Origin of the sequence: Pararobbsia alpina, assembly GCF_902859895.1 — a bacterium.
Classification (GTDB): Bacteria; Pseudomonadota; Gammaproteobacteria; order Burkholderiales; family Burkholderiaceae; genus Pararobbsia; species Pararobbsia alpina.
The window spans coordinates 123,031-148,866 of the sequence record NZ_CADIKM010000003.1; the positions used below are offsets into that span (position 1 = coordinate 123,031).

The window sequence follows — 25,836 nt, forward strand, 5'->3', positions numbered from 1 at the left end:
TCCGTTCGAATCCGTCCAAAGAAAACAACGTAAGGAGATACTGTGTTTAAAGCCCAGCCGTTATTCGCTCTAAAGGCAGTTTGCGCACTCGCTGTCGCGTTAATCACGTACACGAGCGCAAGCGCGCAGGAAATCAAGATCGGCTTTAACAGTGATATGTCCGCGACCGGCTCTGCCGACTTCGGCGTGTCGGCCCTGCAGGGGGCGCGGCAGGCGGCCGCGGATCTCGATGCAAAGGGCGGTGTGCTCGGACGCAAGGTCGTCATCGTCGAACGCGATGACATGGGCTCGCCGCCGAAGGCGATTCAGAACACCAATGAGCTGGTCGACAATGTGAAGGTCGATGCGATGCTCGGCGGTGTCAACTCGGGCAATATGCTTGCCTGGCTGCGTATCGATGAACAGAAGAAGATCCCGACCATCTCGCCGGTCGCGACTTCCACGGCGATCACGACACGTTATGCAAGCGCACCACAGAACTACATCTTCCGCGTGTCGATGGCGGACCGCGACCAGCTGGCCTTGCTCGTCGCCTACGCAGCAAAGGGAAGCAAGAACCATAAGATCGCGCTCATAACCGACACCACGGGCTATGGCCAGCAGGGTGCGAAGGACGCGACCGAAATCCTGGCGATGCACGGCCTGAAGCCGGTCGATGCCGAAATGTTCGGTCCGACCGATACGGACATGACGTCCCAGTTGAACAAGATCAAAAACTCGGCTGCCGACACCCTGATCGTCTATGCACTGGCCGATTCGAACGCGCACGTCATGCGCAGCCTCGAGAAGATCAACTACTTTCCGACCGTGTTGGGTTCGTGGGCCAATCTGAGTCCGCCTTATCTCCGTATCGCCGGACCCGACCTTGCGAAGAAGATGATTTTTACGGCGTCGATCACAGAGGATTCCTCTCAGAAGTCGGGGGCCCTGTACCAGACGCTGGTCAAGCAGAACGGCAGCGTGCCGACCTACGTGATGGCAGCGCAAGCCTACGATTCGGTCAGGATCCTGGCCGCGGCGATGGAGCAGGCGAAGTCGGTCGACGGCGAGAAGGTCCAGCAGGCGCTCGAAAACCTGAACAGCGTCGACGGGGTGATCAAGACCTATCAGAAGCCCTTTTCTCATCAGAACCATGAAGCCTTGTCGGCGAAGGACTTTCGCCTCGTTCGATGGGACAACGGCAAAATCGTCACGGCTGTCGACGATGTGAGCAAATCGATTACGCCCGCGGACATCAAGGAATAATCGAAGGCCGCGACCGGTTCAATTCAGCAACGCACTGGACGTCTGGCCGCGGCACCGCGCCGTATCCAGCGTCCGCGCGGAAGGGTTCGCATCGATGGATATTTTTCAGGCGATCTTCAGCGGCCTGGCGATGGGCAGCGTCTATGCGCTCGTCGCGTTCGGCTTCAGCATTACCTATACGACCACGAAGACCTTCAACTTCGGGCAGGGTGCGTTTCTGGCACTCGCTGGTCTGATCGCGGTCAGCGCGGTGCTGTACTTCAGCCACGGCAAGCTGTCCGGGTTTCCCACGCCAGCGGACGTGACGTGGCCATCGTTCATCTTCGCGCTGGTGGTGAGCATCGTGATCATGGCCGTGCTCGGCTATGCGCTGTATTTCACGGCCATCAAGCACTTCGTGGGCGAAGCGGGCCTGTCCTGGGTGATGAGCACCATCGGCTTCGGCATCATTGTGCAGAACGTGGCGCTGCTCATTTGGGGACCCGCGCCGATTGCACTTGCGTCGCCATTGGGTGATCGCGTCATGGTCCTGTTCGGCGCCGGGATGCGGCCGCAGGAAGTGCTGGTGTTCTTCACCGCCCTGGTCCTCATGCTGGTGTTCGACTGGGCGTTGCACAAAACGAAGATGGGCAAGGCGGTCAGGGCCGTCGCGTTCAGCAAGTCCGCGGCGAGCCTCATGGGCATCAACGCGAATGCCATCGCGGTTGCCGTGTTCGTTATCAGTTCCGGCCTGGCGGCCATTGCCGGCGTGATGACCGCGCCGATCACCACCGCCTCGGTGTTCGTCGGCACGCTGCTGTCGCTCAAGGCGTTCTCTGCAGCCATTCTCGGCGGCCTGGACAATCCCCGCGGTTGCATCTTCGGGGGCTTTCTGATCGGCTTGCTCGAGGCGTTCATCGGCCTCTGGTACTCGAATCTGCGCGAAATCGCGGTGTTCGGTCTGATCATAGTTGTCCTGTATTTCCGCCCCGCCGGTTTGTTGGGCCGTACACACCCGGAGAAAGTATGAAGCCCATGAAGATCGTCCTGCCGATCGTCATCGCGGCGCTGGCATCGGTGACTGCGTATGCGCCCATCAACGACTTCTACCGTCTCATCGCGTTCAATATCGGTGTCTACTATATTGCTGCGACGGGATTCAATATCCTCGTCGGGCAGACCGGCCAGAAGTCGCTCGGGCATGCCGGCCTGTTCGGCGTGGGGGCCTATACAGTCGCCTTGCTCACGGTCAACTACCAGGTGGGTCCCTGGCTCGCGCTGCTCTGTGCCGCGGGGATGTCCGCGATATTCGGTGTGGTCATCGCGATCCCCGCCTTGAAGGTCAAGGGCCCAAGCCTTGCGATGGTCACCATCGCCTTTGGCCTGCTGATCGAAAAGATCGTCTCCGAATGGACCGATGTGTTCATGGGGCAAGCCGGTTTCTCCGGGATCACGTCGCTCGGTTTCAACGGCGTCGCGCTTGATAGCCGTCAATGGGTGGTCGCCGTCGCGTTACTCGCGCTGGTGCTGCATGCGCTGACGAGCTCGCTGCTGAGCGGTCGTTTCGGCCGCGGATTCGCCGCAGTTCGCACCTCCGAGATTGCGGCCGAGAGTGTCGGCGTGAGCGTCTATCGTTTCAAGATCCTCGCTTTCGCCATCAGCGCAACGACATGCGGTATCGCCGGCGCGCTCGTGGCGGAGCAGAACCAGTACATCAATTCCGACTTCGTCAATTTCAATCTCTCGGTGTTCTTCCTCGTCGTTGTCCTGTTCGGCGGAAAAAGCCCGGCCGGTTCCTTCCTGGGCGCCGTCGTGCTGACGCTCGTCGATGCCTTCCTGGCGCGCTGGCCGGAGATCCAGCATTTCGCCTATGGCGCTATTCTGCTGTTCGCTTTGTACGTGATGCCCGACGGGCTGTCCGGCTTGCTGACCAGGGTAGGCCGCGTCAGCAAGCCCCGTGAAGTGGCGGCAATCAGCAACGGTGAAACGCGGTTGCCAGGCAGGATGACCACGGCGACGGGCAAAACCACGACGGCTGCTGCCACATCCGGCCGTCCGCTGCTCGAGGTCCGCTCCTTGAGCAAGGCATACGGCGGGGTGATTCCGACCAACGACGTCTCGTTCTCGATCGACCCCGGCACAATCGTCTCGTTGATCGGCCCGAACGGGGCAGGCAAGACCACGACGCTGAACCTGCTCTCCGGGCTCGTCATACCGGACTCTGGGAGCATCACGTTTAAGGGCAAGAGTATAGTGGGCTTGTCACCGAACCAGATCGCTGCCTGCGGGATCGGCCGCACCTTCCAGAACCTGAAACTCTTCCAGGGGTTGACCGTTCTCGAGAACGTCATGGTGGGTTGCTACCGCCGACAGACATCGGGTTTTGTCTCCAACCTGCTGGGGTTACCCGGCAAGCGGAAAGAAGAAGACCGGGTCCGCGCCGAAGCTTTCGAAATATTGCGTTTTCTGGAACTCGACCGCTATGCGCACGACCAGGCCGAAGGCTTGCCGTACGGGTTGCAGCGGCGGCTGGAAATCGCCCGCGCGCTCGCAACCGGTCCCGACCTGCTACTGCTCGACGAACCGGCGGCGGGTCTCAATCCGCATGAGACCGATCAACTGACCGGACTGATCAGCAGACTCAAGACGCAGGGCTTGACGATCCTGCTGATCGAGCACCACATGGATCTCGTGATGGCGATCTCCGATCACATCGTCGTGCTCGACTATGGTGTCAAGATCGCTTCCGGCTTGCCGAGCCATATTCAGCAGAATGCCAGCGTCATCGAAGCCTATCTTGGCGCGGCGGCATAGGAGAGTGCCATGAGCCGACTACTGGATATCAGCGGTTTGTCCGTCAATTACGGGGCCGTGCAGGCATTGCGGCACGTGTCCCTTCACGTCGATTCCCACGAGATCGTGACGATCATCGGTGGCAACGGCGCCGGCAAGAGCTCATTGATGCGGGCGCTCTCCGGCATCGAACAGAGTTCCGGGGAGATCCTGTTCGATGGCGACAGACTGAACGGCATCAAGGCCCATCATCGCGTCAGACGCGGCATTGCACACGTTCCAGAAGGCCGGCAGGTGTTCCCCGATCAGACCGTGCTCGACAACCTGATGCTCGGTGCCTACCTGCGCAAGAACGAGCCGGCGGCGATCGGCGAGGACATTGAAGCCTGCTTCGCGATGTTTCCGCGCCTGCGCGAACGCAAGGAGCAATATGCGGGAACGTTGTCCGGTGGCGAACAGCAAATGCTGGCTATCGCGCGTGCGTTAATGAGTAAGCCTAAAATACTCATGCTCGACGAACCGTCGCTGGGACTGGCGCCCCTGATCGTGGCGGAGATTTTCAAGATCATCAGGTCGCTCAAGGAACGAGGTATGACGATCCTGCTTGTGGAGCAGATGGCGAATCAGGCCCTCGCCATTTCCGACCGCGCCTATGTGCTCGAAGTCGGCTCGATCGTCATGGAAAGTACCGGGCGGGAATTGCTCGCGAGCGACCGCGTCCGGGAAGCGTATCTCGGTAAGCAAGGCCACTAGAGAGGCTGATATGTCAGGACCTTTGGAGGGAATCCGCGTACTTGAGCTCGGACAGCTGATAGCGGGTCCGTTCGCCGCGAAGATGCTCGCGGAATTCGGCGCGGAAGTCATCAAGATAGAACCCCCGGTAAAAGGCGATCCGCTCCGTAAATGGCGGTTGATGCACGACGGCACTGCGGTGTGGTGGCAGGTCCAATCGCGCAACAAGAAATCGATCACACTGGACCTGCGGCAACCCGAGGCACAGGACGTCGTGCGCAAGCTGGTGAAGGATGTCGACGTCGTGATCGAGAACTTCAAGCCGGGCACGATGGAAGACTGGGGGCTCGGTTGGGAAGACCTGAAAGCCGTCAATCCGAAACTGGTGATGCTGCGTGTTTCCGGCTACGGACAGACAGGCCCCTATCGCGATCGACCCGGTTTCGGTGTCGTCGGCGAGGCCATGGGCGGCCTGCGCCATCTGAGCGGCGAACCGGGCCGCACGCCGGTGAGAGTCGGAGTCTCCATCGGCGACTCGCTATCGGCGCTGCATGGCATCATCGGCATCCTGCTTGCCTTGCGCGCGCGTGACGGCGCGCACGGGCAAGGGCAGGTGATCGACGTCGCGCTGTATGAGTCGGTATTCAACATGATGGAAAGTCTTCTGCCGGAATACGCCGTGTTCAACGAAATCCGGCAACCCGCTGGCAGCAGCTTGCCAGGCATTGCGCCGAGCAATGCCTATCGATGCAAGGACGATAAGTTCGTCCTGATTGCAGGCAATGGCGACAGCATCTTCAAGCGTCTGATGACCTTGATCGGCCGCGAGGACCTGGGGCGTGACCCCGCACTCGAAAGCAACGATGGCCGGGTGCGTCAGGTGGGCAAGATCGACGACGCGATTTCCGAGTGGACTCGCGAACGCGGCCTGGATGAGGTTCTGCTCGCCTTGAACGAGCAGCGTATCCCCGCGGGCAAGATCTACGATGTCGCTGACATTGCGACCGACCCGCACTATCTGGCGCGGGACATGATCCTGGAGTCGCACTTGCCCGACGGCACGCCGATCAAGCTGCCCGGCATCGTGCCCAAGCTGAGCGCCACGCCGGGGGAAGTTCGCAGTGCGGCACCCACCCTGGGACAGCACACGGATGAAGTCCTGTCTCGCCTCGGCATCGATGAACGCACGCGGGGCGAATGGCGTCAACGCGGGATTGTCTAGCCTCTCACCAGATCGGGAATATACCCATGAGCGCCCAGAAGCCAAGATTGTTCATTCACGAAGTCGCTGCGCGGGACGGTTTTCAGAACGAATCCGTATTCGTCGACACCGACGACAAGATCGCCTTCGTCGATCGTTTGTCGGCCAGTGGTTTTGCGAAGATCGAGGCGACTTCGTTCACCTCGCCGAAGGCCATCCCCGCACTCAAGGATGCCGAGGCCGTCATGCACCAGATCGCACGCAATCCGGACGTGATCTATACCGTGCTGGTGCCGAACGTGCGGGGCGCGGAGAGGGCGCTCGAGTGCAATGTGGACGAAGTCAATCTTGTGATGTCGGTCAGTGAGACTCATAACCAGGCGAACATGCGCATGACGCGCGAGCAGTCGTTTGCCCAGCTTGCCGAGATCGTTGCCGCCATGCGTGATACGAGGGTCGCGCTCAACCTGTCACTTTCGACCGTGTTCGGTTGTCCGATGGAAGGCGATATTGCCTTGCAGGACGTTCACGCGCTGGTGGATCGCTTCTCGCAACTTGGCGTTGCGGGCATCACCCTATGCGATACCACGGGTATGGCCTACCCGAGCCAGGTCAACCAGGTGGCGAAGCATATGAAGGCCCACTTCGGGCACCTCGAATTCACGATGCACTTTCACAATACGCGCGGCATGGCACTGGCCAACACGCTCGAGGCGATCGATGCGGGCATCGACCGCTTCGATGCCTCGCTCGGTGGCATTGGCGGCTGCCCGTACGCGCCGGGCGCTAGCGGTAATGTGTGCACGGAAGAACTCGTGCATATGCTGGAACTGATGGGTTATGACACAGGCGTCGATCTGGACGGCATCATCGATATCGCGGGGAGCCTGCCGCGCTTGATCGGCCACGACGTCCCGAGCCAGATCCTCAAGGCCGGACCGCGCACGAGATTGCACCGTCCGCCGCATCGACAGTGAAAGGAAGTGTCGTAGTTCCCGAGCCGGGTTGATGACAGCGATAGCGATCAACCAGATCGAAGCAGGCGGCTGTGCAAGAGCGATACCAAGTCCTTGCGCGTGTCGCAAATCACGTGGATGTAGATCGTTTCGTCGCGCACTTCATAGATCACCCTGTTCGCTCCGGAGATCGCCTGCCGGAACTGGGTCATGTTCAGGTCTCGAATCTCATCCACATTGAGGCCGGACAGCGGAAAGTCAGATAGATTCCGAATCGTCTGTTTCAGCTTCGAATAGGTTTCGGACCACGTGGTTTGATTGAAACGAGCGACGATGTAGCGGCGAATCTCCTTGAGATCTGCTTCGGCAGCCCCGAGGAAGACAACACGATGTGTCATTCGGATCGATCCAGGTCGGCAAACACCTCTTCAGCATTCCGGAATTTTCCTGCCTGAATTTCCTTGCTACCCATCGCCAAAATTTTTAGAAGCGCAAGGGTTTGCTCCTGTTCTTCATAGCTTTGTACATCCATGACCACCAGTTTCGCTTCGCCATTCTGTGTGATCAGAAGAGGCTGACGGCTTTCGGAAATCTCGTCGACGATTTGCGCCGCATGGCTTTTGAGATAGCTGATCGGCTTGACCTGGGTGGACAATTTCATGACGGACCTCGAAGCTGGAATGTGTGGACTAATTTTAGTCCGAATTCAGTCTTCTGTCGATCCAAATTGCTGAAAGGATAATTCCCCGTAAGCATACAGAGAGCCATGCGATTCAGAGTCGTAAGCAAGTACGTCACAAACGTACGCGACGTGCGCTGACAAAGGCGTCCTTCCAATTCGCCATATCCATATCACGATTGCTTCGTTCAGACTGTTTCGCGCCCCACCGATAATCGAGCGCAGCGAACGCCCATAAGCCACCAAGCGCGGCACGAGAACAGGAAGAGGGCGTTCATCCGGAGCCGAGCTCCATCGACGGGGGACGAAACAATGAGCAATACCCATTCCAACCTTGCCGGCCAGACGCGTGTCGATGACACGCGCCCGAGCTTCTGGCGAGGGCTGGTTTCCAAGGAAGACTGGTGGGCGATCTGGATCGCGCTGGCGATTGTCGTGGTCGCCTACGGCCTGTTCGCATCGGGCAGCAGCATCAAGTGGCTTGCGGTCGCGCCGGCCAAATGGAGCTCGCCCGCCGATGCTTTGACCGATCTCGCCCACAAGTTGCCCCAGTACATCGCGCTGTTCGCCGTCTGGGCCGTGCTGTTCGGCGTCAGCCTTGCGATCATCGGGCATCGGGTCAGTCATTTCCTTGCGTCTTTCCTCGTGCTCTTCGTTGTCTCCGTACTGATCTTCGAACTCGGTGCCTGGGCCAATGCGTCGAAGTACAACCTGGAGCCGCCGCTGGTCGCGCTCGTACTCGGCCTGCTGATCTCGAATGTGTTTCGCGTGCCGGACTGGCTGAGCGCGGGCTTCCGGGTCGAGTACTACATCAAAATCGGCATTATCCTGCTCGGTGCGACGCTGCCGTTCACCTTGCTGGCCTGGGCCGGTCCGGTCGCCGTCGTACAGGCGAGCATCGTCTCGCTCGTGACGTTCGGTGTGATTTTTTGGGTTGCGCGCGCGATTGGCCTTGACCGTCGATTCGCAGCGGTGCTCGGGGTTGGCGGCGCGGTTTGCGGCGTCTCGGCATCGATCGCAATCGCAGGCGCGGTCCGCGCGAAGCGTGAGCATGCATCTGTGTCGATCACACTCGTGATTTTCTGGGCGATCGTGATGATCTTCGTGCTGCCCTTTCTCTCACGCGCGCTCGGTTTGCCAACGGGAGTCGGCGGCGCGTGGATCGGTACCTCCGAGTTTGCCGACGCGGCCGGAATCGCGGCCGCTCAAGCCTATGGCGATCTCGCGAAGCATGGCGACGCGGCGATCGCGGGTTCACCCGAAGCCGCGTTGCAGGCCTTCACGTTGATGAAGGTCGTCGGCCGCGATATCTGGATCGGCATCTGGGCATTCGTGCTCGCGATCGTCGCAACGAGCCGTTGGGATCGTGAACCGTCGGCCCCGGTCGACGAGGCAGGCAAGACTACGGGCGGCAGTAACGCAACGGCTACCGAAGCGGCCACCGGCTCGCTCGCCACACCGCCATCCGCACCGGCGTTTCAGGCGCGTGTCGGCGTAGGGGAAATCTGGGACCGCTTTCCGAAATTCGTGCTCGGCTTTGTGATCGCCTCGGCGCTCGTCACCTGGGTCGCCAGTCACTACTCGCTTGCCGACTACCGCACGGTCGTCACCCCGGGTTTCGTTGCACCGATCACGGCCTTGCGGACCTGGGCATTCATATTCTGCTTCTTCAGCATTGGTCTCACCACGCGCTTTTCAGGGCTCGCCTCGACGGGCATCAAGCCCTTCCTCGCGTTCTCGGCCGGCGTCGCGGTGAACATCGTGCTCGGATATGTGCTCTCGGTGCATGTGTTCGGCGGATATTGGGCGGGCCTTGGCCAATAAAGTGAGGTGAAGATGTTTGCGAGCGTTCGCGACAAGAAACCGGTACCCGCGCCTGTGCGCGGGTCTGCTGAACTGTATCCGACTCTGATTCTGACTCCGAGACCGGATGCCGTTCGACGTACATGCGCGAGCTGCACGCATCGCGATCCCTCGCGGGCCGCACTCGAATCATCGATTCCGGGACTGAGCAGCCTGGGTTCCGGCTTCGGTGCGAGCGTCGGCGAGAGCCGCCTGTGCCGCTTGCACGACAGGCTCGTTTCGCCTGGAGACGCTTGTGCGCACTATCACGCCGCAAGCTGAACGGCGCAGCGGCAGGCCGAGACCTGTCGTCTGAATCAACACCTGCTCTTCGATCCACCTGTTCGAGTCGTCTCCACTTTCCCGCTGACCGCAAATCTGTTTCTCTGACACAGACTTTGTTGTCGCGGGTCGGTGACCTATATTCTCACCCAAAGAGAACAAGGTTTGGAGACGCAATGCAGAACGTGAATGAGGACAACATTACGCAGGCCGCACTCGTGCGGCGGGCGAGTGCCAGCGATCCCTGTTTCTCGCAGATCTCGCACAAAGGGCGGCCACACGTATGACCGCTCATGACCAAGCGGTCGGGTCTGCGCCAGGCGATTCCGATTGCATCATCGTTGGGGGCGGGAGCGCGGGTGCCGTTCTCGCTGCAAGACTGTCCGAAGACGGACGCCGCCGCGTGCTGCTCGTCGAAGCGGGGCAAGACACACCGCCGGGCCGAGTGCCCTCCGATATCGACGATACGTTCCCGAGTTCGACGCTGAATCCTGACTACTTCTGGCCGGGCCTCGAGGCCACCGTGGTGAGAGGGCAGGCCCCTCGTCCCTATCCACAGGCACGGATCATGGGAGGAGGCTCGAGCATCATGGGCATGTTCGCGCTGCGCGGCCTGCCTTCCGACTACGAACGCTGGGTTGCTGCAGGTGCGCAGGGACTTGGCTGGAACGATGTCGTCCCGTATTTTCGAAAGGTCGAGGACGACCATGAGCGCAGCCTGCAAGGCGCCGCCGCCGGCGTCTACCCGATCCGGCGCATGCCTGACGCAGAATGGCCAGGGTTCGTCCGCGCGATGCGAAGAGCCGCGGCCACGCAAGGTTTCCCCTCTATTGACGACATCAATGAGGCGCCCGGTACGGGCTTCTTTCCAATACCCGTCAGCCGCGACGCGGAAGTGCGCTCCTCGAGCGCGCGCTGTTACCTGACTGAGGCAGTGCGGCGAAGGTCCAACCTGACGATCATGCCGGACACGCGTGTGACGAAGCTGATGTTCGACGGAACTCGCGCCGTCGGCGTGCACGCACAGCGCGAGGGTAAAGAAATCACGCTGCGCGGCCAGCATATTGTCGTGTCGGCGGGGGCGATCCATTCGCCGGCACTCCTCTTGCGCTCCGGCATCGGACCTTCGCGTGAGTTGTCCGCGCTCGGCATCGCACCCGTCGCTCACCGCCCCGGCGTAGGACGCAATCTCCAGAACCACGCCTATATGTTCTTCGCCTTGACGTTGCCGCGTCACGGCCGGCTCGCGCCGGAACTGCGGCGCTTCGCCGTGGCAGGCATGCGGGCCTCGTCGGGTTTCGCACAGTGTCCGGACAACGATCTGTTCCTCTTCATGCTGGGGCGTGTCAGCGGACGCTCGTTCGGCACCGATGTGGCGATGGTGGCATCCGCGTTGTACTCGCCGTTTTCGACCGGCTCGGTGACCCTCGCCGACGCGCGAGCCGACGTCAACCCCCGGGTGGACTTTCGCATGCTCGACGACCCGCGCGATGCGCCGCGCGTCGTGATGGGGGCAAGACTGGCGCAGCGAATGCTGATTGATCCGGAGGTCGCAGCCTGCTACAACGAGGCGCTCCTGCTGCCTTCGGGAATGGCGGTCAACCAGTTCAACCGGCCCGGCATCGCCGGTTCGCTGATGGCTGCAGGCGCCAAGCTCGCGCTCAACGCACCGGGGCCTGTGCGCCGGTTCGCTGTCGGTCGTGCGTTTGCGGGCGCGAAAGTCGTGGGGCGCTCCCCGCATGCAGCGGCGATAACGGATGCGGACCTGCTCTCGTCGATCGCCCCAATGGGCCATCCTGTCGGGACCTGCGCGATGGGACGCGCAAGCGATCCGATGGCCGTCGTCGATTCGCGCTACCAGGTCTATGGCGTCTCCAATCTCAGTGTGGTCGATGCCTCGATCATGCCGGTCATCCCGAGCGCGAATACCAATCTTCCAACGCTGATGATCGCCGAACACGCGGCCGACCGAATCTTCTAGCGGTCTGTCGACGTCCGGCGGAGACGATCGGGAAACTGATCGATGACGGGAGTGAAACAACTTCGATTGAGAGACGAACGAGCGCCTCGAATCGCGCCGCTGCCGACCCTTGCGCTCAACGAAGCGGAACCGGGATGCGGCCGACGGCGCGAGCGCTTATCGCCGGCTCCATGCACCGGCAACCCGTCGACCACGGGCCAATTTTTTCCACGTAGAAAGGAGATTCACCATGACTTCCGCGCTTGCGCCTGAATCGCTGGACCTGCTCTTCAAGCAGGCGCGCACGCAGAACGGCTGGCTCGACCGCCCCGTATCCGATGCGCAGTTGCACGAGCTCTACGACATCATGAAGTATGGCCCGACCAGCATGAATGTCTGCCCGGCCCGCCTCACCTTCCTGACTACGCCCGAGGCAAAGGAGCGTCTCGTGCCTGCGCTCGCTCCGGGCAATGTCGAGAAGACGCGCATGGCGCCCGTCTGCGCGATTATCGGTTACGACCGCCGCTTCCATGAACGCCTGCCGACGCTGTTCCCGCACCGGCCCGACGCGAAATCGATCTTCGAAGGCAAAGCTGATCTGATCGAAAGCACGGCATTTCGCAATGGCAGCCTTCAAGGCGCCTACCTGATGATCGCCGCGCGTGCGATCGGTCTCGATTGCGGGCCGATGTCGGGCTTCGACGCGAAGAAGGTCAAGGATGAGTTCTTCCCGGAAGGCGATGTGGCCGTCAATTTCCTTTGCAATCTCGGATATGGCGACCGGTCGAAAGTGCTCGGCAGACTGCCCCGGCTGGAATTCGCCGACGCTTGCTCGATCCTGTAGGGCACGAATCCCGCGTCGCGTTTTCGCGCATTTTACCGCAATGCTGTTTCCCCGGCATGGACTTTTTCGTCACGGGGCCACGGGCTATATTGAATTTATACGTGAACTTCCGTTGAGAAAATGATCGATCTGAAAAGCAAGAGTGTCGTGGTGACCGGGGCCGAGTCGGGCATCGGACGTGCGATCGCGTTGCGTTGTGCCAGTCTGGGTGCGAAGGTCTGTGCGGCGGGATACGACGCTGCGGGCCTGCGCGAGACGGTCGCGCTTGCCGAGCTCTCCAACGGCGGCCGAATCATCGACTTCCAGCTCGATATTCGCGACACGGCAGCGATCGCAGCCATGTACGAGACCACGCGCGTTGAGTTCGGACAGCTCGATGCGGTTGTCGCGAACGCCGGCGTGGTCGCGCTCTCGCCGTTCGAAGAAGTGCAGCTTGCCGATTGGGAGCGGATCATCTCCGTGAACCTGACCGGCACCTTCCAGACGCTCTGGCATGGCGCGAAGATGCTCATCGAGCAGGGCCGCGGCGGCTCGCTGATTGCAACGGGTTCGTCATCAGCCGTGCGCGTGATCCCGAACGCGGTCGCCTACGTGGCGTCCAAGGGCGGCGTGCACGCAATGATGGAAGCCCTCGCACTCGATCTCGGCAAATACAAGATCCGAGTCAATACGCTCGTGCCGGGGCAAACGGCTACGCCGCCGCTACGCGCGATCCCAGGCTATCTCGAGAATGCGGCGAGCGTACTGCCGCTGCGCGAAGTCACGGAACCCGAAGAGCTCGGATGGCTGGTTGCGTTTGCAATCAGCGATCTGACGCCGCACATGACCGGCTCGCATCTGAAGATCGATTCCGGTCGAACCATTGCTTAATCACGCACTTTACGACAGAGGGGATGAACATGTCTGAATTGGCAATCGACAAGCCGGGCTTCTTCAAGAAAGACGAGCTGCCCACGCAGGTGAATCAGGCGCAAATGGTCCAGCAGTTGCTGACCGGGCGCAACGGCATGGTCGTCTGGTCGAAGATCAAGGCCGGCACATTCACGGCCGCGCACACGCATCACAATGAACAGATCACGTGGGTGATCTCGGGCCGCATGGACTTCCGGCTCGGCGACGAGAAGCGGACCTGTGTCGCGGGCGACCTGCTCCTGATACCCGGCAACGTCGAGCACGAGGTGTTGTACGTGGACGAATGCGAGATCATCGAGTTCTTCACGCCACCGCGGCTGGACCTGTTTCCCGCGGCTGCGCACAGCGTGTTCGGCATCTAGCTCGAAGGGCCTCCCCGATGGCCCTGATCTAAAAAAACGGACAGCGGCACGTTCTGGTGCAGAGGCCAGGTCTTGTCACTGTCCGGATGAAGGAGACAGTGGTGGAAAGCAAAAAAATTCTGATCAAGAACGGGACCCTCATCACGATGGACCCGAAACTCGGTGAATTGATGTCTGGCGATCTGCTGATCGTCGACGGCAGGATCGTCGATGTCGCGCATTCGATCCCGCCGGTCGACGGCGCCGAGACGATCGACGCATCGAACTTCCTCGTGCTCCCAGGTCTCGTCGACACGCATCGCCACACTTGGCAGTCCTTGTTTCGGAACATTGCTTCCGACTGGAGTCTTTCTCACTATTTCACGGGTTTGCACGGCACGATCAGTGAACTCTATACCGCGCAGGATACCTATGCGGGCAATCTACTGGGCACGCTCGAGGCGTTGAACTCCGGTATCACGACGATGCTCGACTGGTGTCACAACCTCAACTCGCCCGAACATACGGACGCCGCGGTCGACGCCCATTTCAAGGCGGGCGCGCGCGTGGTGTTCGGTCACGGCGGCGGCCACCAGCACTACCAGGTCGTCAGCCACGAGGACCACCCAGTCGAGGACGTCCGGCGGCTGCGCAAGGGGCGCCTGTCGAGCGACGATGGGCTCGTGACCCTGTGCCTCGCGGCGCGCGGCAATCAATTCGCGACGATGGACGTGACGGTTCGTGACTGGCAGCTTGCCGAGGAACTCGACCTGCGGATTTCCTGCCACTTCGGCGACGGCGAATGGGGACGCAATCGCCCGATCGCGGCGCTCGCGGAGAAGGGGATGCTTCACAACCGGCTGACCTGTGTGCATTGCAACTCGCTGGCCGACGATGAATTGCAAATGATGGCCGACGCGGGTTGCACGGCGTCAGTCGCGCCGGATATCGAACTGCAGATGGGGCATGGATGGCCCGCGACTGGCAGGCTCATCAAGGCGGGCATCAAGCCAAGCCTGTCGATCGACGTCTGCAGCTCAAACGGTGGGCATCTGTTCGGCACCATGCGCGCGGCGCTTGGCACGCAGCGCGGTTTTGACAACGAAGCCGCCAGAAATGAAGGTAAAGCGTGCGTCGACGAAATGGAAACGACGTGCCGCGACGTCCTTGAGTTCGCGACGATTCGCGGAGCCGAAGCGTGTGGACTCGGTTCGAAGGTCGGCAGCCTCACACCCGGCAAACTCGCCGATGTGATCCTGGTTCGAACCGACACGTTCGAGATGATCCCCATGAACAATCCGATCGCGCAGTTCGTCTATAACGGGCATCCCGGCCTGGTCGACTCGGTGATCGTGAACGGCAAGTTCGTCAAGCGCGACGGCAAGCTGGTCGGCGTCAGCTTCGATGAAATCCGCGAACTCGCGTACCGGTCGCGCGACGGTATCGTTAGCCGTGCGAAAGGGAAGAACGGGTTGAAGCTAGGCGGAAGCTGGCTACCCAAACCCTATCACGCGGCTTGATCCATCGGCTTCCTCCTGCGCGGCATGGCCTTACGGTGTGGTTGCCCCTCTGTTTTCACGGCGCTTTCAGTAAACGCATAATATTTGCACTGAGCGATAAGTCAGGGGATATTAGCGTTTGTGCCGATCCTGGCCCAAGGTTTACGCCGGGTTCGGACCCGCTTAAAACGCCACGCATCTGGCATGAGTGGCGAATGGGCAAATCCTGTCGGTTGTGACAGCTTGCCCGACGACTGAATAACGCGCGTCGCGCCCGGTTGGGCGCGGACCTGCCGCGTTGCATTGGAGAATCCGATTTTGAGCAAACCACCTGAGACACCGCAAGCCGGGGAAGTCGAGGAAGCCACCCCCACTGGACGAATCACGCGCCGGTCGTTTCTAGTGCGCGTTGGTGCCGCTGGCGCGGCTGCCGGCACGACCCCGTTCAGCCCACTCGCCATGGCCGCGCCGGCCGTCGCGCGCGAGAACGATGCGTCACCGGACGCGAGCGCGGCGAATACCGGACTCATGCGCGTGCGGCTCGATGTCAATGGCCAGACCCGCGAACTCGATATCGACCCGCGCACGTCGCTGCTCGACTGCCTGCGTGAACATCTGCATCTGACCGGCACCAAGAAGGGCTGCGACCACGGGCAATGCGGTGCGTGCACGGTCCATGTCGACGGGCGGCGCGTCAATTCCTGCCTGAGCCTCGCTGCGACCCATGAAGGCGAAGCAATCACGACCATCGAGGGTATCGGCCGGCCGGGCGCCTTGCATCCGATGCAGGCAGCCTTCGTCGAGCACGACGGCTTTCAGTGCGGTTACTGCACCTCGGGCCAGATCATGTCGGCGGTGGCCCTGCTCAAGGAACCGTCCGGGCATTCCGACGACGATGTCAAAGAGGCCATGAGCGGCAACATCTGTCGATGCGGCGCCTACTCCAACATCGTTGCGGCGATTCAACAAGTCCGCCGCAACGGCTGAAGGAGACGATACGAATGCAAGCTTTCGAACTCCTGCGCGCCGACGATCTGCAGCACGCGCTCAGCGCCGCTGCCAACACGCCAGCCGAAGGGCAGGGCAGCACACCGGTTCGATTCCTCGCCGGCGGTACGACCCTGCTCGACTTGATGAAGCTCGATGTCGAACGTCCGGCCCGCGTAATCGACATTCATCGTCTCGGGCTCGACCGCGTCGAGACCATCGAAGGTGGTGGCGTGAGGATCGGCGCAACGTTGCGCAATTCCGATCTCGCCAACCATCCGCTGATCCATTCACACTACCCGGTGTTGTCGCAGGCGCTGTTGTCCGGCGCTTCGGCTCAGCTGCGCAATATGGCGACCACCGGCGGCAATCTGATGCAGCGCACCCGCTGCGTCTACTTCCGGGACACCGCGACCGCCTGCAACAAGCGCCAGCCGGGCTCCGGATGTTCGGCAATCGCCGGGTTCAATCGCAACCTCGCCGTGCTCGGCACGAGTGACCAATGCATCGCGACGAATCCGTCCGACATGAACGTCGCGCTTACCGCACTCGAGGCAACCGTCCATCTCGAGGGCCCGCGAGGACAGCGCAGCGTGCCGATCGACGAGTTCTTCCTGCTGCCGGGTACGACACCCCAGCACGAGAACGTCGTCGAGCCCGGTGAATTGATCACGCATGTGAGCCTGCCTGCCCCTCAGCCCGGCAACCGCTCGGTCTATCTGAAACTGCGCGATCGCGCGTCGTACGAGTTCGCACTCGCATCGGCCGCGGTGGTCGTCACCGTCTCGTCGGGCAAGATCTCCTTCGTGCGGATTGCGATGGGCGGCGTCGGCGTCAAGCCGTGGCGTTCGCGCGAAGCCGAAGCGGCCTTGCAAGGACAGGCGCCTGCGCCCGAAGTATTTCGTGCCGCAGCGGAAGCCGCCCTCCAGGGCGCGCGCGCGCAGAGCGAGAACGGTTTCAAGATCGAGCTCGCGAAGCGCTGCCTGCAGCACACCCTGACGCTCGCCACGCAAGCGGCCTGAAACCCGGTGTGTAACCCGGGCTGATACCGGCCCAAAGTCACGCGCCGTCCGGTGGCTCGGAAGGGCGGCGCGCGGCGCAACGAATGCATTGCAGCGAAACATGTGGAGAAGGATATGCAGGCAACCACAAAAGAAGCACAGCCATGGATCGGCGGCGATTTTTCGCGAACCGACGGCCCGTTCAAGGTCAGCGGCACCGCGACCTATACCTCGGATGTGAACCTCCCGGGCATGCTGTACGCAGTCCCGGTCTGCGCGACGATCGGCACCGGACGCATCAAGCGTCTCGACACGGCCGTGGCGCTCAAAATGCCCGGCGTGCGTTCGGTGTTGACGCGCGAGAACGGCGGCAAGTTCTATAGCGTGGGCTTCGCAACCGACGCGAAAATCGACGAGAAGCGGCCGCCGTTCGAGGACGATCTCATTCGGTACTACGGCCAATATGTGGCCGTGGTCGTTGCGGACACATTCGAGCAGGCCACCGCCGCCGCGCGCGTCGTCGATGTCGCCTATGAGGCCCGGCAGCCCGACATTCGCGTACGGATGACCGCCGAGAGCACCCCCTCCATCGACACCCAGCGCGGCGATGCCGAGGCGGCTTTCGCGGCCACCGCCGAGTCGCTCCGGTTCGACCAGACGTATACGACACCGGTCGAAACGCACAACCCGATCGAATTGCATGCGACCGTCGCACTGTTCGACGGGACGAACTACACGTTCTACGAGACCTCGCAGTCGATCGTCAACCAGCGCAAGGTCATGGCAATGATGCTCGGCGTCTCGGAAGACAACGTCCGCGTGATCATGAAGTTCCTGGGTTCGGGTTTCGGCGGCAAGCTGTTCCCATGGTCGCATTCACTGCTGGCTGCGGCTGCCGCTCGCCAGCTTAAGCGGCCGGTCAAGCTCGTCGTGAGTCGCGAGATGATGTTCCACAACGTCGGCCATCGTACCAACACGCAGCAGCGCATACGCCTGTCGGCCAGCGCGGATGGCCACCTGTCGTCGCTCCAGCAGGACTACATCTACAAGAACGCACGGGTCGAGAACCGCAAGGAGAACTGTGGCGAGGCGACTGGCTATCTCTACAGCACCCCCAATCTGCGCGTCAGTGCCGCCTATGCGCGCCGCGACATCGCGCCGAGCACCTCGATGCGCGGCCCGGGCGCTGTACCCGGTCTGTTCGCGGTTGAGTCCGCGGTCGACGAGTTCGCCATCAAGCTCAATATCGATCCGCTCGAGTTCCGTCTTCGCAACGAACCGAAGATCGACGAAAGCCGGAATGTCCCGTTTTCCTCGCGCCATATGCAGGAATGCATGGTCCGTGGCGCCGAGCAATTCGACTGGAAAAAGCGCATGCCCGGTGTCGGCTCGATGCGGCGCGACGGTCATATCGTCGGCTGGGGTATGGCCGTGGGTTCGTGGGCGGCCAGAAGGTTGTCCACTGAGGTCTCGGTCGAACTGCGCGGCGACGGCACGGCGCGCGTCGCCTGCGCCACGCAGGACATCGGGACCGGCACCTATACGGTGGTCGGCCAGATGGTCGCCGAGCTGACAGGCATTCCGCTCGATCGCATCAATGTGGTCCTCGGCGACACCGTATTGCCGCCGGGCCCGATGTCGGGCGGTTCGATGCTGACCGCGTCGCTGGTGCCCGCCGTGAACGATGCGACGCGCGCTGCCATCCAGCAGCTATTGCTGACGGCCGCACAGGCCGAACACTCCCCGTTCGCAGGACAGGCCGCGGATGCGCTCGCGCTCGAGCGGGGCATGGTCTACCGCAAAGGCACGTCACCCGGAGCGGGCATCCCGTTCGGGCGGATCCTCCAGGGAGCGCAGGTCAACGCGGTCATGGGAAAAGGGCGCTCGGGCGCGAGCCAGGACGATGCCGACGCGTCGCAGGTTTCGATTCATTCCTACTGCGCGCACTTCGTCGAGGTGACGTGGCAGCCCGAGATTGCAAGGCTGCGGGTTGCACGCGTGCTCAGCGTGATTGACGGCGGCAAGGTCATCAATGCACGTACGGGGCTGAACCAGATCCAGGGCGCGATCGTGATGGGCGTGGGCATGGCCCTGTTCGAGCAGACGCACTACGACGCGCGTTCCGGCGCACCGGTCAATCGGAACCTCGCGGACTATGTGATGACCACGCATGCCGATGCGCCGAAGATCGATGTGACCTTCCTGGACTACCCGGACTTCGCGCTGAATTCGCTCGGTGCGCGCGGTATCGGCGAGATCGGACTCGCGGGCGTTGCACCGGCGATCACGAACGCCGTCTACCACGCGACCGGAGTGCGAGTGCGCGATTTGCCCATTGGGATCGAAGACCTGATGGCTTCGCGGGTTTGAGCCTGGGTAGTGATTGATCGCGCCTTCTCCTGCGAGCTCCAGCTTCAGGCAGGCGCGATGATGGGACATTGCGGCGCCTGCAAGGGGCGCTGAAATGAATAAGGGGTTACAAGCGAACGCTTGTAACCCCTTAATAACACACGTGGCGGACACACCGGCTTGCGGACGGCGCCGGAACCACAACATTCGATTCGTTGGGCGACCGACCACTGCAAGGCGAGCTTGCTCGCGACCCCGTGCCTCGAGCTACAGCGCAAGAACCGAGCGAATCAGATCTTCATCGGCGAGCTGCGTCCGGTTCAAGGTATCGACGATCCGGCCTTTGTCCATGACGCAGCAGCGGCTCGCGACGCTTTCCACCATCCCCATGTTCTGTTCGACCAGCAGCACGCCGATACCCGTCTCGGCTGCAATCTTGAGCAGGGTCTCGCCGATCAGATCCACGATCGATGGCTGGATCCCCTCGGATGGCTCATCAAGCAAAAGGATCTTGGGCGCGCCGATCAGCGCGCGTGCAATGGCCAGTTGCTGCTGTTCTCCGCCGCTCATCGTGCCAGCCTTTTGCTGGAACTTCGTGCGCAGCACCGGGAAATAGCCGACCACCTTGTCGAGCATGTCGCTGGTCCGCGATCGGTTCGCCTGTGCTCCAACCTGCAGGTTTTCACGCACCGTCAACGCGGGGAATACCTCGCGGCCCTGCGGGACATATCCGACACCTTGCTTCGCTCGCGCATAGGGGCGCTCGCGGCCCAGTTCAACCCCATCGACCAGGATACTGCCCGCACTCAGCGGCACCAGACCGATCAACGCGCGCATCAGCGTAGTTTTGCCCACGCCATTGCGACCGATCAACGCGACGATCTCTCCCCGCTCCACCGTCATGGAGACGCCATCAAGCACCTTTCCGCCGTTATAGCCGCCTTCGACGCCGGACACCTCTAACAAGGCCGTCATTTCCTTTTCCCAAGATAGATTTCGGCCACGTCGTCACGCGCGAGGATCTCCTCGAGCGGGCCGTCGGCGAACAAACGCCCGCCGTGCAGCACGGTGACGCGTGAAGCGACCTGCTTGACAAAGGTCATGTCATGTTCAACCGCCATGATCGTGAGGCCGTCTTCACGCAAGCGCATGATCAGCTCGCCGGTCGCGTGAGTCTCTTCGACGGACATACCCGCAACCGGCTCATCGAGGAAAAGCAAGACTGGCTTGAGCGACACCGCCATCGCGATCTCGAGCCACTGCTTCTTGCCGTGCGACAGCTTGCCGGCCGGCATATGCTCTTCCTTCTGCAGCATGAACTGTTCGAGCAGGCGATCGAGCGTTGCCACACTGTCGTCCTTCGCGCGATGCAAGCCGAGTTGCAGATGCTGGCGCACGGTCAGTTCCGGGAACACGCCGGGGATCTGGAACTTGATGCTCATGCCCATGCGGATTCGTTCATGTGGCTGCACATGCGTCAGGTCACGGCCAAGGAACGCGATGCTGCCATGCGTCGGTCGATGTTCCCCGGTGATCAGCTTGAAGAAGGTGCTTTTTCCGGCGCCGTTCGGTCCGATGACACAACGCAATTCGCCCTCGCTCACCTCGAAGTCGATGCCGTTGATGACCTGCGCTCCGCCGAAGCGCTTGGTCAGTCCACGAGTCTCGAGCAGTGTCGTACTCACGATTCGCTCCTCTTCTGTGTCTCGAAAGAACGGGATTTGGGCGGCCGTCGTGTGAACACCCAGCGCGCCCAATTCGATGCGCTTGGCAGCAGCCCCTCAGGGGCGGCCAGCACCACGAACAGCAGCACGGCACCCATCAGGATCAGAGCGTACTGGCTGCCGTAGACCGCCAGCCACTGTGACAACCACACCAGCACGGCCGTGCCGATGATCGCCGCGCCGATACTCTTCCGTCCCGCCGTCGCCACCCAGATCACGGGCATGGCCGCGGACGTCAGACCCATTGCCGACGGCGTGATGTATGAGCCCCAGATCGTGTAGAGCGCGCCTGACAGGCCGCCGAGTGTGCAACCCAGCACGAAGATCAGAAGCTGATGGCGGCGGATGTCGATCCCCAGCATTTCGGCGCGCTGCGGATTTTCGCGGATCGCGACCAGGGCGAGGCCGAACGGTGAATCGAGCAGCCGGCGCATCAATGCGTAGACGAGCGCCAGCAGCACAAGCACGAGGTAATAGAAGCGGATGTTTTCGAGCGTGACCGGGCCACCGAACCACGGCAAGGTCAAGGGCGGCATACCCGTCATGCCGTTGTAGCCGTTGAGCCGTGCCTCGCCGACAACCCATTGCGGCCCCGCCGTCTGCGCCATGAAGGTTTCCAGGACGAGCGTCACCGAGAGCGTCACGATACCGATGAACACGCCTTTGATCTTGCCGTAGAAGATCATGTACCCGAGCAGGACCGCGACGCCCGCGCTCACGAGGAGTCCGATGATCAGGCCGCTCCACGACGAAATCCAGCCATCGCCCAGATTGAGCGTGACGATGCCGTAAGTGTAGCCAGACAGTCCGAAGAACGCCGTTTGTCCGAAAGACAGGATACCGCCCTGGCCCCACATCGCAGCCAGGCCGACCGCGGAGAAGGCCCAAACCAGGCAATAGGCGAAATTGCCGCTGGCGTTGGCGTCGACGACGAGCGGCAGGCAGAATGCCAGCACCCAGGGCGCGAGTCGAAGGAGTCTTGGAAGCGCGAGTTGGCGCGGCGTAGAAGAAACCGCACCGGAAGCCGGTTGAATCATCGAACGCTCCTAGCGGGTGCGATTGAAGAGATTGCCGAGACCTTGCGGCATCAGGCGAATCACCACGATGACCGTCAAGAGCAGGCCGATTTGCCCGAACAACTGCCCATACGATGCGGTCAGCGCGGTCTGGATCACAGCGAGAATGGCTGCAGCGGGCGTCGTTCCCACGATGACGTTCGCCCCACCGACGACCACCGAGACGAAGGCCTGGACGATGAAGTTCGTGCCCATCGTCGGCACGGCGGTCATGGTTGGCGCGTACAGTGCGCCCGTCAGGCCGGCAAGTCCCGCGCCCAACGCAAAGGTCAGCGTGTACAGGTGATCGGTGCGCAACCCGAGGCATTGCGCCATGTTCGCATTCTGGATCGTGGCCCTTGCGCACACGCCGTAGTTGCTCTTGAAGAATAGCCAATACAGCGCGCCGAGAACGCCAAGGGCGACGACCGGCAGCACGGCGCGGTAAGTCGAAAACGAATACTCGCCGAACGCGAAGGAACCGAACGGCGTACTGATGCCTTCCATCGACGGGCCTGCGACGAGCAGCATGGTCTGCTGCACGATCAGACTGATGGCCCAGGTGGCCACGACGGAATCGAACAGGCGGTTGTACAGGTGGCGGATCACCAGCCGCTCGATGACGACGCCGGCGCAAGCGGCAGCGAGAGCGCCGAGCAGCATGGCGATCGGCAGCGGTATGCCGCGTTTCGCGCAGATGATCGTCACGTACGCGCCGCACATGATGAATTCGCCATGAGCCAGGTTGATCACACCCATCATGCCGAAGATCACGGCCAGACCGAGCGCCGCGAGGACAAGGTAGGCGAAGTTGTCGCCGAACTGGTAAATGACCGAATAGAGCACGGACAAGGCTGTCATCGAAAGTTCTCGTCGAATCAGAAGCGTGATCGCGTGCGGGTCCGCGGCGCGATCACGTCGAAACCACCATCAAGACTTGCTGGGCAGGCTCGAGGGCGTGTACTGGCGATGGTCGGGCTTGACCGGGAGATTGCAACCCACCTGGTCGAGCCAGTAAGGCTGCACGTTGTCCCACACCTTCGGAATCTCGACCGAGTGGTCTTCCTTCACATGCACCAGGTAGATGGTGTGGGTCATGTGGTGACTCTTCGGGTCCATGCAGACCTTGCCCGAGGGACCATCGGTACAGATCCCGCCGCCTTCGAGTGCCTTGCGTACCGCAACCTGGTCAGTGGACTTGGCTTTCTCCACTGCCGCCTTGTAGAGATAGACCGCATCGTAGGCATTGGCCGCTTCCTGGTTGATATACGGCTCGTTCGGGAACTTTGCATGGAAGCGCTTCTTGAAGTCATTGCTCGCCGGTGAATCCACCTCTTCCACGTAGTTGGCCGTGACGAACATGTCTTTGAGCGCTGGCGCCTTGAAGCGCTTGTGCTCGTACGCCTGACCCACGTTGACCGAACTTCCCATCGGCAGATTCAGATGCGCCGATGCCTGCTGCTCGTAGTACGACGCCTGGTTTGCGCCGACCAGCAACGTCATGACGAAGTCCGGCTTGGCCTTCTGTATGTTCTGGATGGTCTGGCCGAACTGCGACACGCTCAGGGGAATGAACTCTTCACCGACCATCGTCCCGCCGTTTTCCTTGACGATGTTGCGAACCCACTCGGCCGAAATCTGCCCAAAGTTGTAGTCGGCCGCGATCGTGTAGACCTTCTTGCCGTACTTTTGCATCATCCACGGGATCAACGTGGAAAACTGCTGCTCCGGTACCGCACCGGTGACGAACACATTGGAATCGCAGACGCCGCCTTCGTACTGGTTGTTGTACCAGTAGAGCTGATGCGCGCGGTCCATGATCGGCCGAATCGCTTCACGCGACGCGCTCGAGAATCCACCAAAGATGACGTCGGCCTTGTCGGTCTGGATCAGACGGCGGGAAAGCTCCTGGAACTTGGTGTTGTCGGACTGGGTGTCGTAGGCGATCAGCTTGATCGGTCGACCCATGATGCCGCCCTTTGCATTGATTTCGTCGACGGCCAGTTCGGTAGCATGGATCTTCGGAATTGTCGCGAGCGCGAAGTTACCGGATGCATCTTCCAGCAAGCCGAGCTTGATCGGATCGGCTGCGAGCGCGGCAACGGACGAAAACGTGAGTCCGGCAGTGACGGCTAAACGCAGCCAGCGTGACGTATCGGGCAGCATTTAATTCTCCTATGAAGTTTTATCGGACTGAACTTGAACAGCTTCGGGACCGGCCCACAAGCCGGGAAATTCAATGGCAAGGCATTTAAATCCGCAAAACGCAAAAGCCCCTCAAGCCAGAAAGGCTCGAAGGGCTTATTTGCCGTACCGGATACATGCGGCTATCCGGCCATGTATGGTTCAATCAGAGCCGATGAGGAGGCACCCCGGCTTGATTCAAAAACGCTGTGATCAAAAGCAGTCTAGGGTCGCACGCCAAAGCATGTCAACGAATTTCAAAATTCGCGCAATTGACTAGTCAAGGCTTCAAGTAGTGCTTCTCGATTGCCGCGCCAACCGAGTACTTCGGATCGACGAAATTGCCGAGTCGCACCCTTCCGCACTGACTCAGCATCATGTATGCATCCCACTTGTCAAAGCCATATTCGGCCTCCATCCATAGCACCAGTTCGCGATACGCAATACGGGTTGCATCCTCGAGCGGGCGGGCGCTGCCGATCGACATCAATAGCATCTCGGTCTCGAGCCTCGGCCAGTCGATCTTCCAGTTCTTGATCAGGTCGACGTGAATCGTCGTCCGACTCGCGTACTCGACAGCAACGCCGCAGACTTCGCCGTCACCCTGGCAAGCGTGGGCGTCCCCAATGAACAGCCGCGCGCCCGGCGATCGCACAGGCAGGTACGTGATACTGCCCGGCCCCATGTCCGGAACGTCCATGTTGCCGCCGTGATTGTCAGGCGTGAGCGAATTGATCGAATCAATTTCGGGCGAGACACTGAGGGTTCCGATATGAGGCCTGTACGGGAGCCTCACGCGCTTGCTCCAGTACACGCCGTCCTCGTCGAGATCGATCTTTCGGGTGATCTCGGGCAAGGGATCGTTAAGGAGTGCGGTATAGTCGGTGCCCGTCAATCCACCGAATCCGGGGATCATGCAGCAGGTCCCGCGCGGGTTGTCGCCTCGCGGAAGCATCGATTCGATATACACCGCAACCACATCGCCTTTCTCGGCGCCTTCGATGATGATCGGGCCATTTTGCGGATTCAGGAACGGAACGCGCAGGTGCTGGGTCGGGAGGTCCTTTTCCGTGCGCAACTTGCCCTCGAACGCATCCCGCGTATCCACGATGATCCGGTCGCCGGGAACCACGTTGAGGACAGGGGACGAATAAGGGCCGACCGTATAGTGAAATTGACCTTGTCGATCCTCCGACAATTCGTGAGTGGTGCCGATCGCTCCACGCGCGACCCCGCGCGTGTGCATGATGGATTCGTTTAGCCAGTTCATC

23 protein-coding genes are annotated in these 25,836 nt (G+C 61.3%); 15 read left to right on the forward strand and 8 right to left on the reverse strand.

Going from position 1 to position 25,836, the window contains the following annotated elements; all coding sequences use genetic code 11:
* Positions 1-42: 42 nt before the first annotated feature.
* From HV670_RS04615 to HV670_RS04640, 6 genes are all read left to right on the forward strand, one after another.
* Positions 43-1,245, forward strand: a complete 1,203-nt coding sequence (locus HV670_RS04615) for an ABC transporter substrate-binding protein (RefSeq protein WP_425511381.1) — start codon at positions 43-45, stop codon at positions 1,243-1,245.
* A 94-nt stretch (positions 1,246-1,339) separates the two neighbouring features.
* Positions 1,340-2,254 (forward strand): branched-chain amino acid ABC transporter permease, encoded by a 915-nt coding sequence (locus tag HV670_RS04620; protein ID WP_175103464.1) that lies wholly within the window; start codon positions 1,340-1,342, stop codon positions 2,252-2,254.
* A complete protein-coding gene (locus tag HV670_RS04625; RefSeq protein WP_175103465.1) occupies positions 2,251-4,038 on the forward strand; it encodes a branched-chain amino acid ABC transporter ATP-binding protein/permease in 1,788 nt (595 codons plus the stop codon). Before HV670_RS04620 ends, HV670_RS04625 begins: the two co-directional genes overlap by 4 nt.
* A gap of 9 nt (positions 4,039-4,047) precedes the next feature.
* A complete protein-coding gene (locus tag HV670_RS04630) occupies positions 4,048-4,770 on the forward strand; it encodes an ABC transporter ATP-binding protein (protein ID WP_175103466.1) in 723 nt (240 codons plus the stop codon).
* Positions 4,771-4,780: 10 nt separating this feature from the next.
* On the forward strand, positions 4,781-5,971 hold the full coding sequence (locus HV670_RS04635; protein ID WP_175103467.1) for a CaiB/BaiF CoA transferase family protein: 1,191 nt from the start codon (positions 4,781-4,783) through the stop codon (positions 5,969-5,971).
* A gap of 26 nt (positions 5,972-5,997) precedes the next feature.
* On the forward strand, positions 5,998-6,927 hold the full coding sequence (locus HV670_RS04640) for a hydroxymethylglutaryl-CoA lyase (protein ID WP_175103468.1): 930 nt from the start codon (positions 5,998-6,000) through the stop codon (positions 6,925-6,927).
* A gap of 47 nt (positions 6,928-6,974) precedes the next feature.
* Here the strand turns inward: HV670_RS04640 and HV670_RS04645 are convergent, their stop codons facing one another.
* Positions 6,975-7,304 carry a type II toxin-antitoxin system RelE/ParE family toxin gene (locus tag HV670_RS04645; protein ID WP_175103469.1) on the reverse strand — a complete coding sequence of 110 codons (330 nt, stop codon included), beginning with the start codon at positions 7,302-7,304 and terminating at the stop codon, positions 6,975-6,977.
* Positions 7,301-7,567, reverse strand: coding sequence for a type II toxin-antitoxin system Phd/YefM family antitoxin (locus HV670_RS04650; protein ID WP_175103470.1), 267 nt, complete (start codon positions 7,565-7,567; stop codon positions 7,301-7,303). Before HV670_RS04650 ends, HV670_RS04645 begins: the two co-directional genes overlap by 4 nt.
* A 330-nt stretch (positions 7,568-7,897) precedes the next feature.
* On the opposite strand from HV670_RS04650, the gene HV670_RS04655 reads away from it, so the two are divergent.
* The 9 genes from HV670_RS04655 to HV670_RS04695 all read left to right on the forward strand — a co-directional run bounded on the left by HV670_RS04655 (position 7,898) and on the right by HV670_RS04695 (position 19,623).
* Positions 7,898-9,409 carry a YeiH family protein gene (locus HV670_RS04655; RefSeq protein WP_175103471.1) on the forward strand — a complete coding sequence of 504 codons (1,512 nt, stop codon included), beginning with the start codon at positions 7,898-7,900 and terminating at the stop codon, positions 9,407-9,409.
* Between the two features lie 583 nt (positions 9,410-9,992).
* Positions 9,993-11,690 (forward strand): GMC family oxidoreductase, encoded by a 1,698-nt coding sequence (locus tag HV670_RS04660; RefSeq protein ID WP_175103472.1) that lies wholly within the window; start codon positions 9,993-9,995, stop codon positions 11,688-11,690.
* A gap of 229 nt (positions 11,691-11,919) precedes the next feature.
* The gene (locus tag HV670_RS04665) at positions 11,920-12,513 is read left to right on the forward strand and encodes a malonic semialdehyde reductase (RefSeq protein WP_175103473.1); all 594 of its coding nucleotides are present in this window, start codon (positions 11,920-11,922) and stop codon (positions 12,511-12,513) included.
* Positions 12,514-12,633: 120 nt separating this feature from the next.
* Positions 12,634-13,383: an SDR family NAD(P)-dependent oxidoreductase gene (locus tag HV670_RS04670; RefSeq protein ID WP_175103474.1), complete on the forward strand. Its 750-nt coding sequence runs from the start codon at positions 12,634-12,636 to the stop codon at positions 13,381-13,383.
* 29 nt (positions 13,384-13,412) lie between these two features.
* Positions 13,413-13,787: a cupin domain-containing protein gene (locus HV670_RS04675; protein WP_175103475.1), complete on the forward strand. Its 375-nt coding sequence runs from the start codon at positions 13,413-13,415 to the stop codon at positions 13,785-13,787.
* Between the two features lie 101 nt (positions 13,788-13,888).
* Positions 13,889-15,286, forward strand: a complete 1,398-nt coding sequence (locus HV670_RS04680) for an amidohydrolase family protein (RefSeq protein ID WP_217478358.1) — start codon at positions 13,889-13,891, stop codon at positions 15,284-15,286.
* Positions 15,287-15,646: 360 nt separating this feature from the next.
* Positions 15,647-16,252, forward strand: a complete 606-nt coding sequence (locus HV670_RS04685; protein ID WP_246257031.1) for a (2Fe-2S)-binding protein — start codon at positions 15,647-15,649, stop codon at positions 16,250-16,252.
* Between the two features lie 14 nt (positions 16,253-16,266).
* The gene (locus HV670_RS04690) at positions 16,267-17,274 is read left to right on the forward strand and encodes an FAD binding domain-containing protein (RefSeq protein WP_175103478.1); all 1,008 of its coding nucleotides are present in this window, start codon (positions 16,267-16,269) and stop codon (positions 17,272-17,274) included.
* A 114-nt stretch (positions 17,275-17,388) separates the two neighbouring features.
* The gene (locus HV670_RS04695; protein WP_175103479.1) at positions 17,389-19,623 is read left to right on the forward strand and encodes a xanthine dehydrogenase family protein molybdopterin-binding subunit; all 2,235 of its coding nucleotides are present in this window, start codon (positions 17,389-17,391) and stop codon (positions 19,621-19,623) included.
* A gap of 246 nt (positions 19,624-19,869) precedes the next feature.
* Here HV670_RS04695 and HV670_RS04700 read toward each other — a convergent pair whose 3' ends face one another.
* The 6 genes from HV670_RS04700 to HV670_RS04725 all read right to left on the reverse strand — a co-directional run bounded on the left by HV670_RS04700 (position 19,870) and on the right by HV670_RS04725 (position 25,835).
* The gene (locus tag HV670_RS04700) at positions 19,870-20,577 is read right to left on the reverse strand and encodes an ABC transporter ATP-binding protein (RefSeq protein ID WP_175103480.1); all 708 of its coding nucleotides are present in this window, start codon (positions 20,575-20,577) and stop codon (positions 19,870-19,872) included.
* The gene (locus HV670_RS04705; protein WP_175103481.1) at positions 20,574-21,287 is read right to left on the reverse strand and encodes an ABC transporter ATP-binding protein; all 714 of its coding nucleotides are present in this window, start codon (positions 21,285-21,287) and stop codon (positions 20,574-20,576) included. Before HV670_RS04705 ends, HV670_RS04700 begins: the two co-directional genes overlap by 4 nt.
* On the reverse strand, positions 21,284-22,363 hold the full coding sequence (locus HV670_RS04710; RefSeq protein WP_175103482.1) for a branched-chain amino acid ABC transporter permease: 1,080 nt from the start codon (positions 22,361-22,363) through the stop codon (positions 21,284-21,286). Before HV670_RS04710 ends, HV670_RS04705 begins: the two co-directional genes overlap by 4 nt.
* A gap of 9 nt (positions 22,364-22,372) precedes the next feature.
* The gene (locus HV670_RS04715) at positions 22,373-23,242 is read right to left on the reverse strand and encodes an ABC transporter permease subunit (protein WP_175103483.1); all 870 of its coding nucleotides are present in this window, start codon (positions 23,240-23,242) and stop codon (positions 22,373-22,375) included.
* A gap of 69 nt (positions 23,243-23,311) precedes the next feature.
* Positions 23,312-24,547, reverse strand: coding sequence for an urea ABC transporter substrate-binding protein (locus HV670_RS04720; protein ID WP_175103484.1), 1,236 nt, complete (start codon positions 24,545-24,547; stop codon positions 23,312-23,314).
* Between the two features lie 298 nt (positions 24,548-24,845).
* Positions 24,846-25,835, reverse strand: coding sequence for an acetamidase/formamidase family protein (locus HV670_RS04725; RefSeq protein WP_175103485.1), 990 nt, complete (start codon positions 25,833-25,835; stop codon positions 24,846-24,848).
* Position 25,836 lies beyond the last annotated feature (1 nt).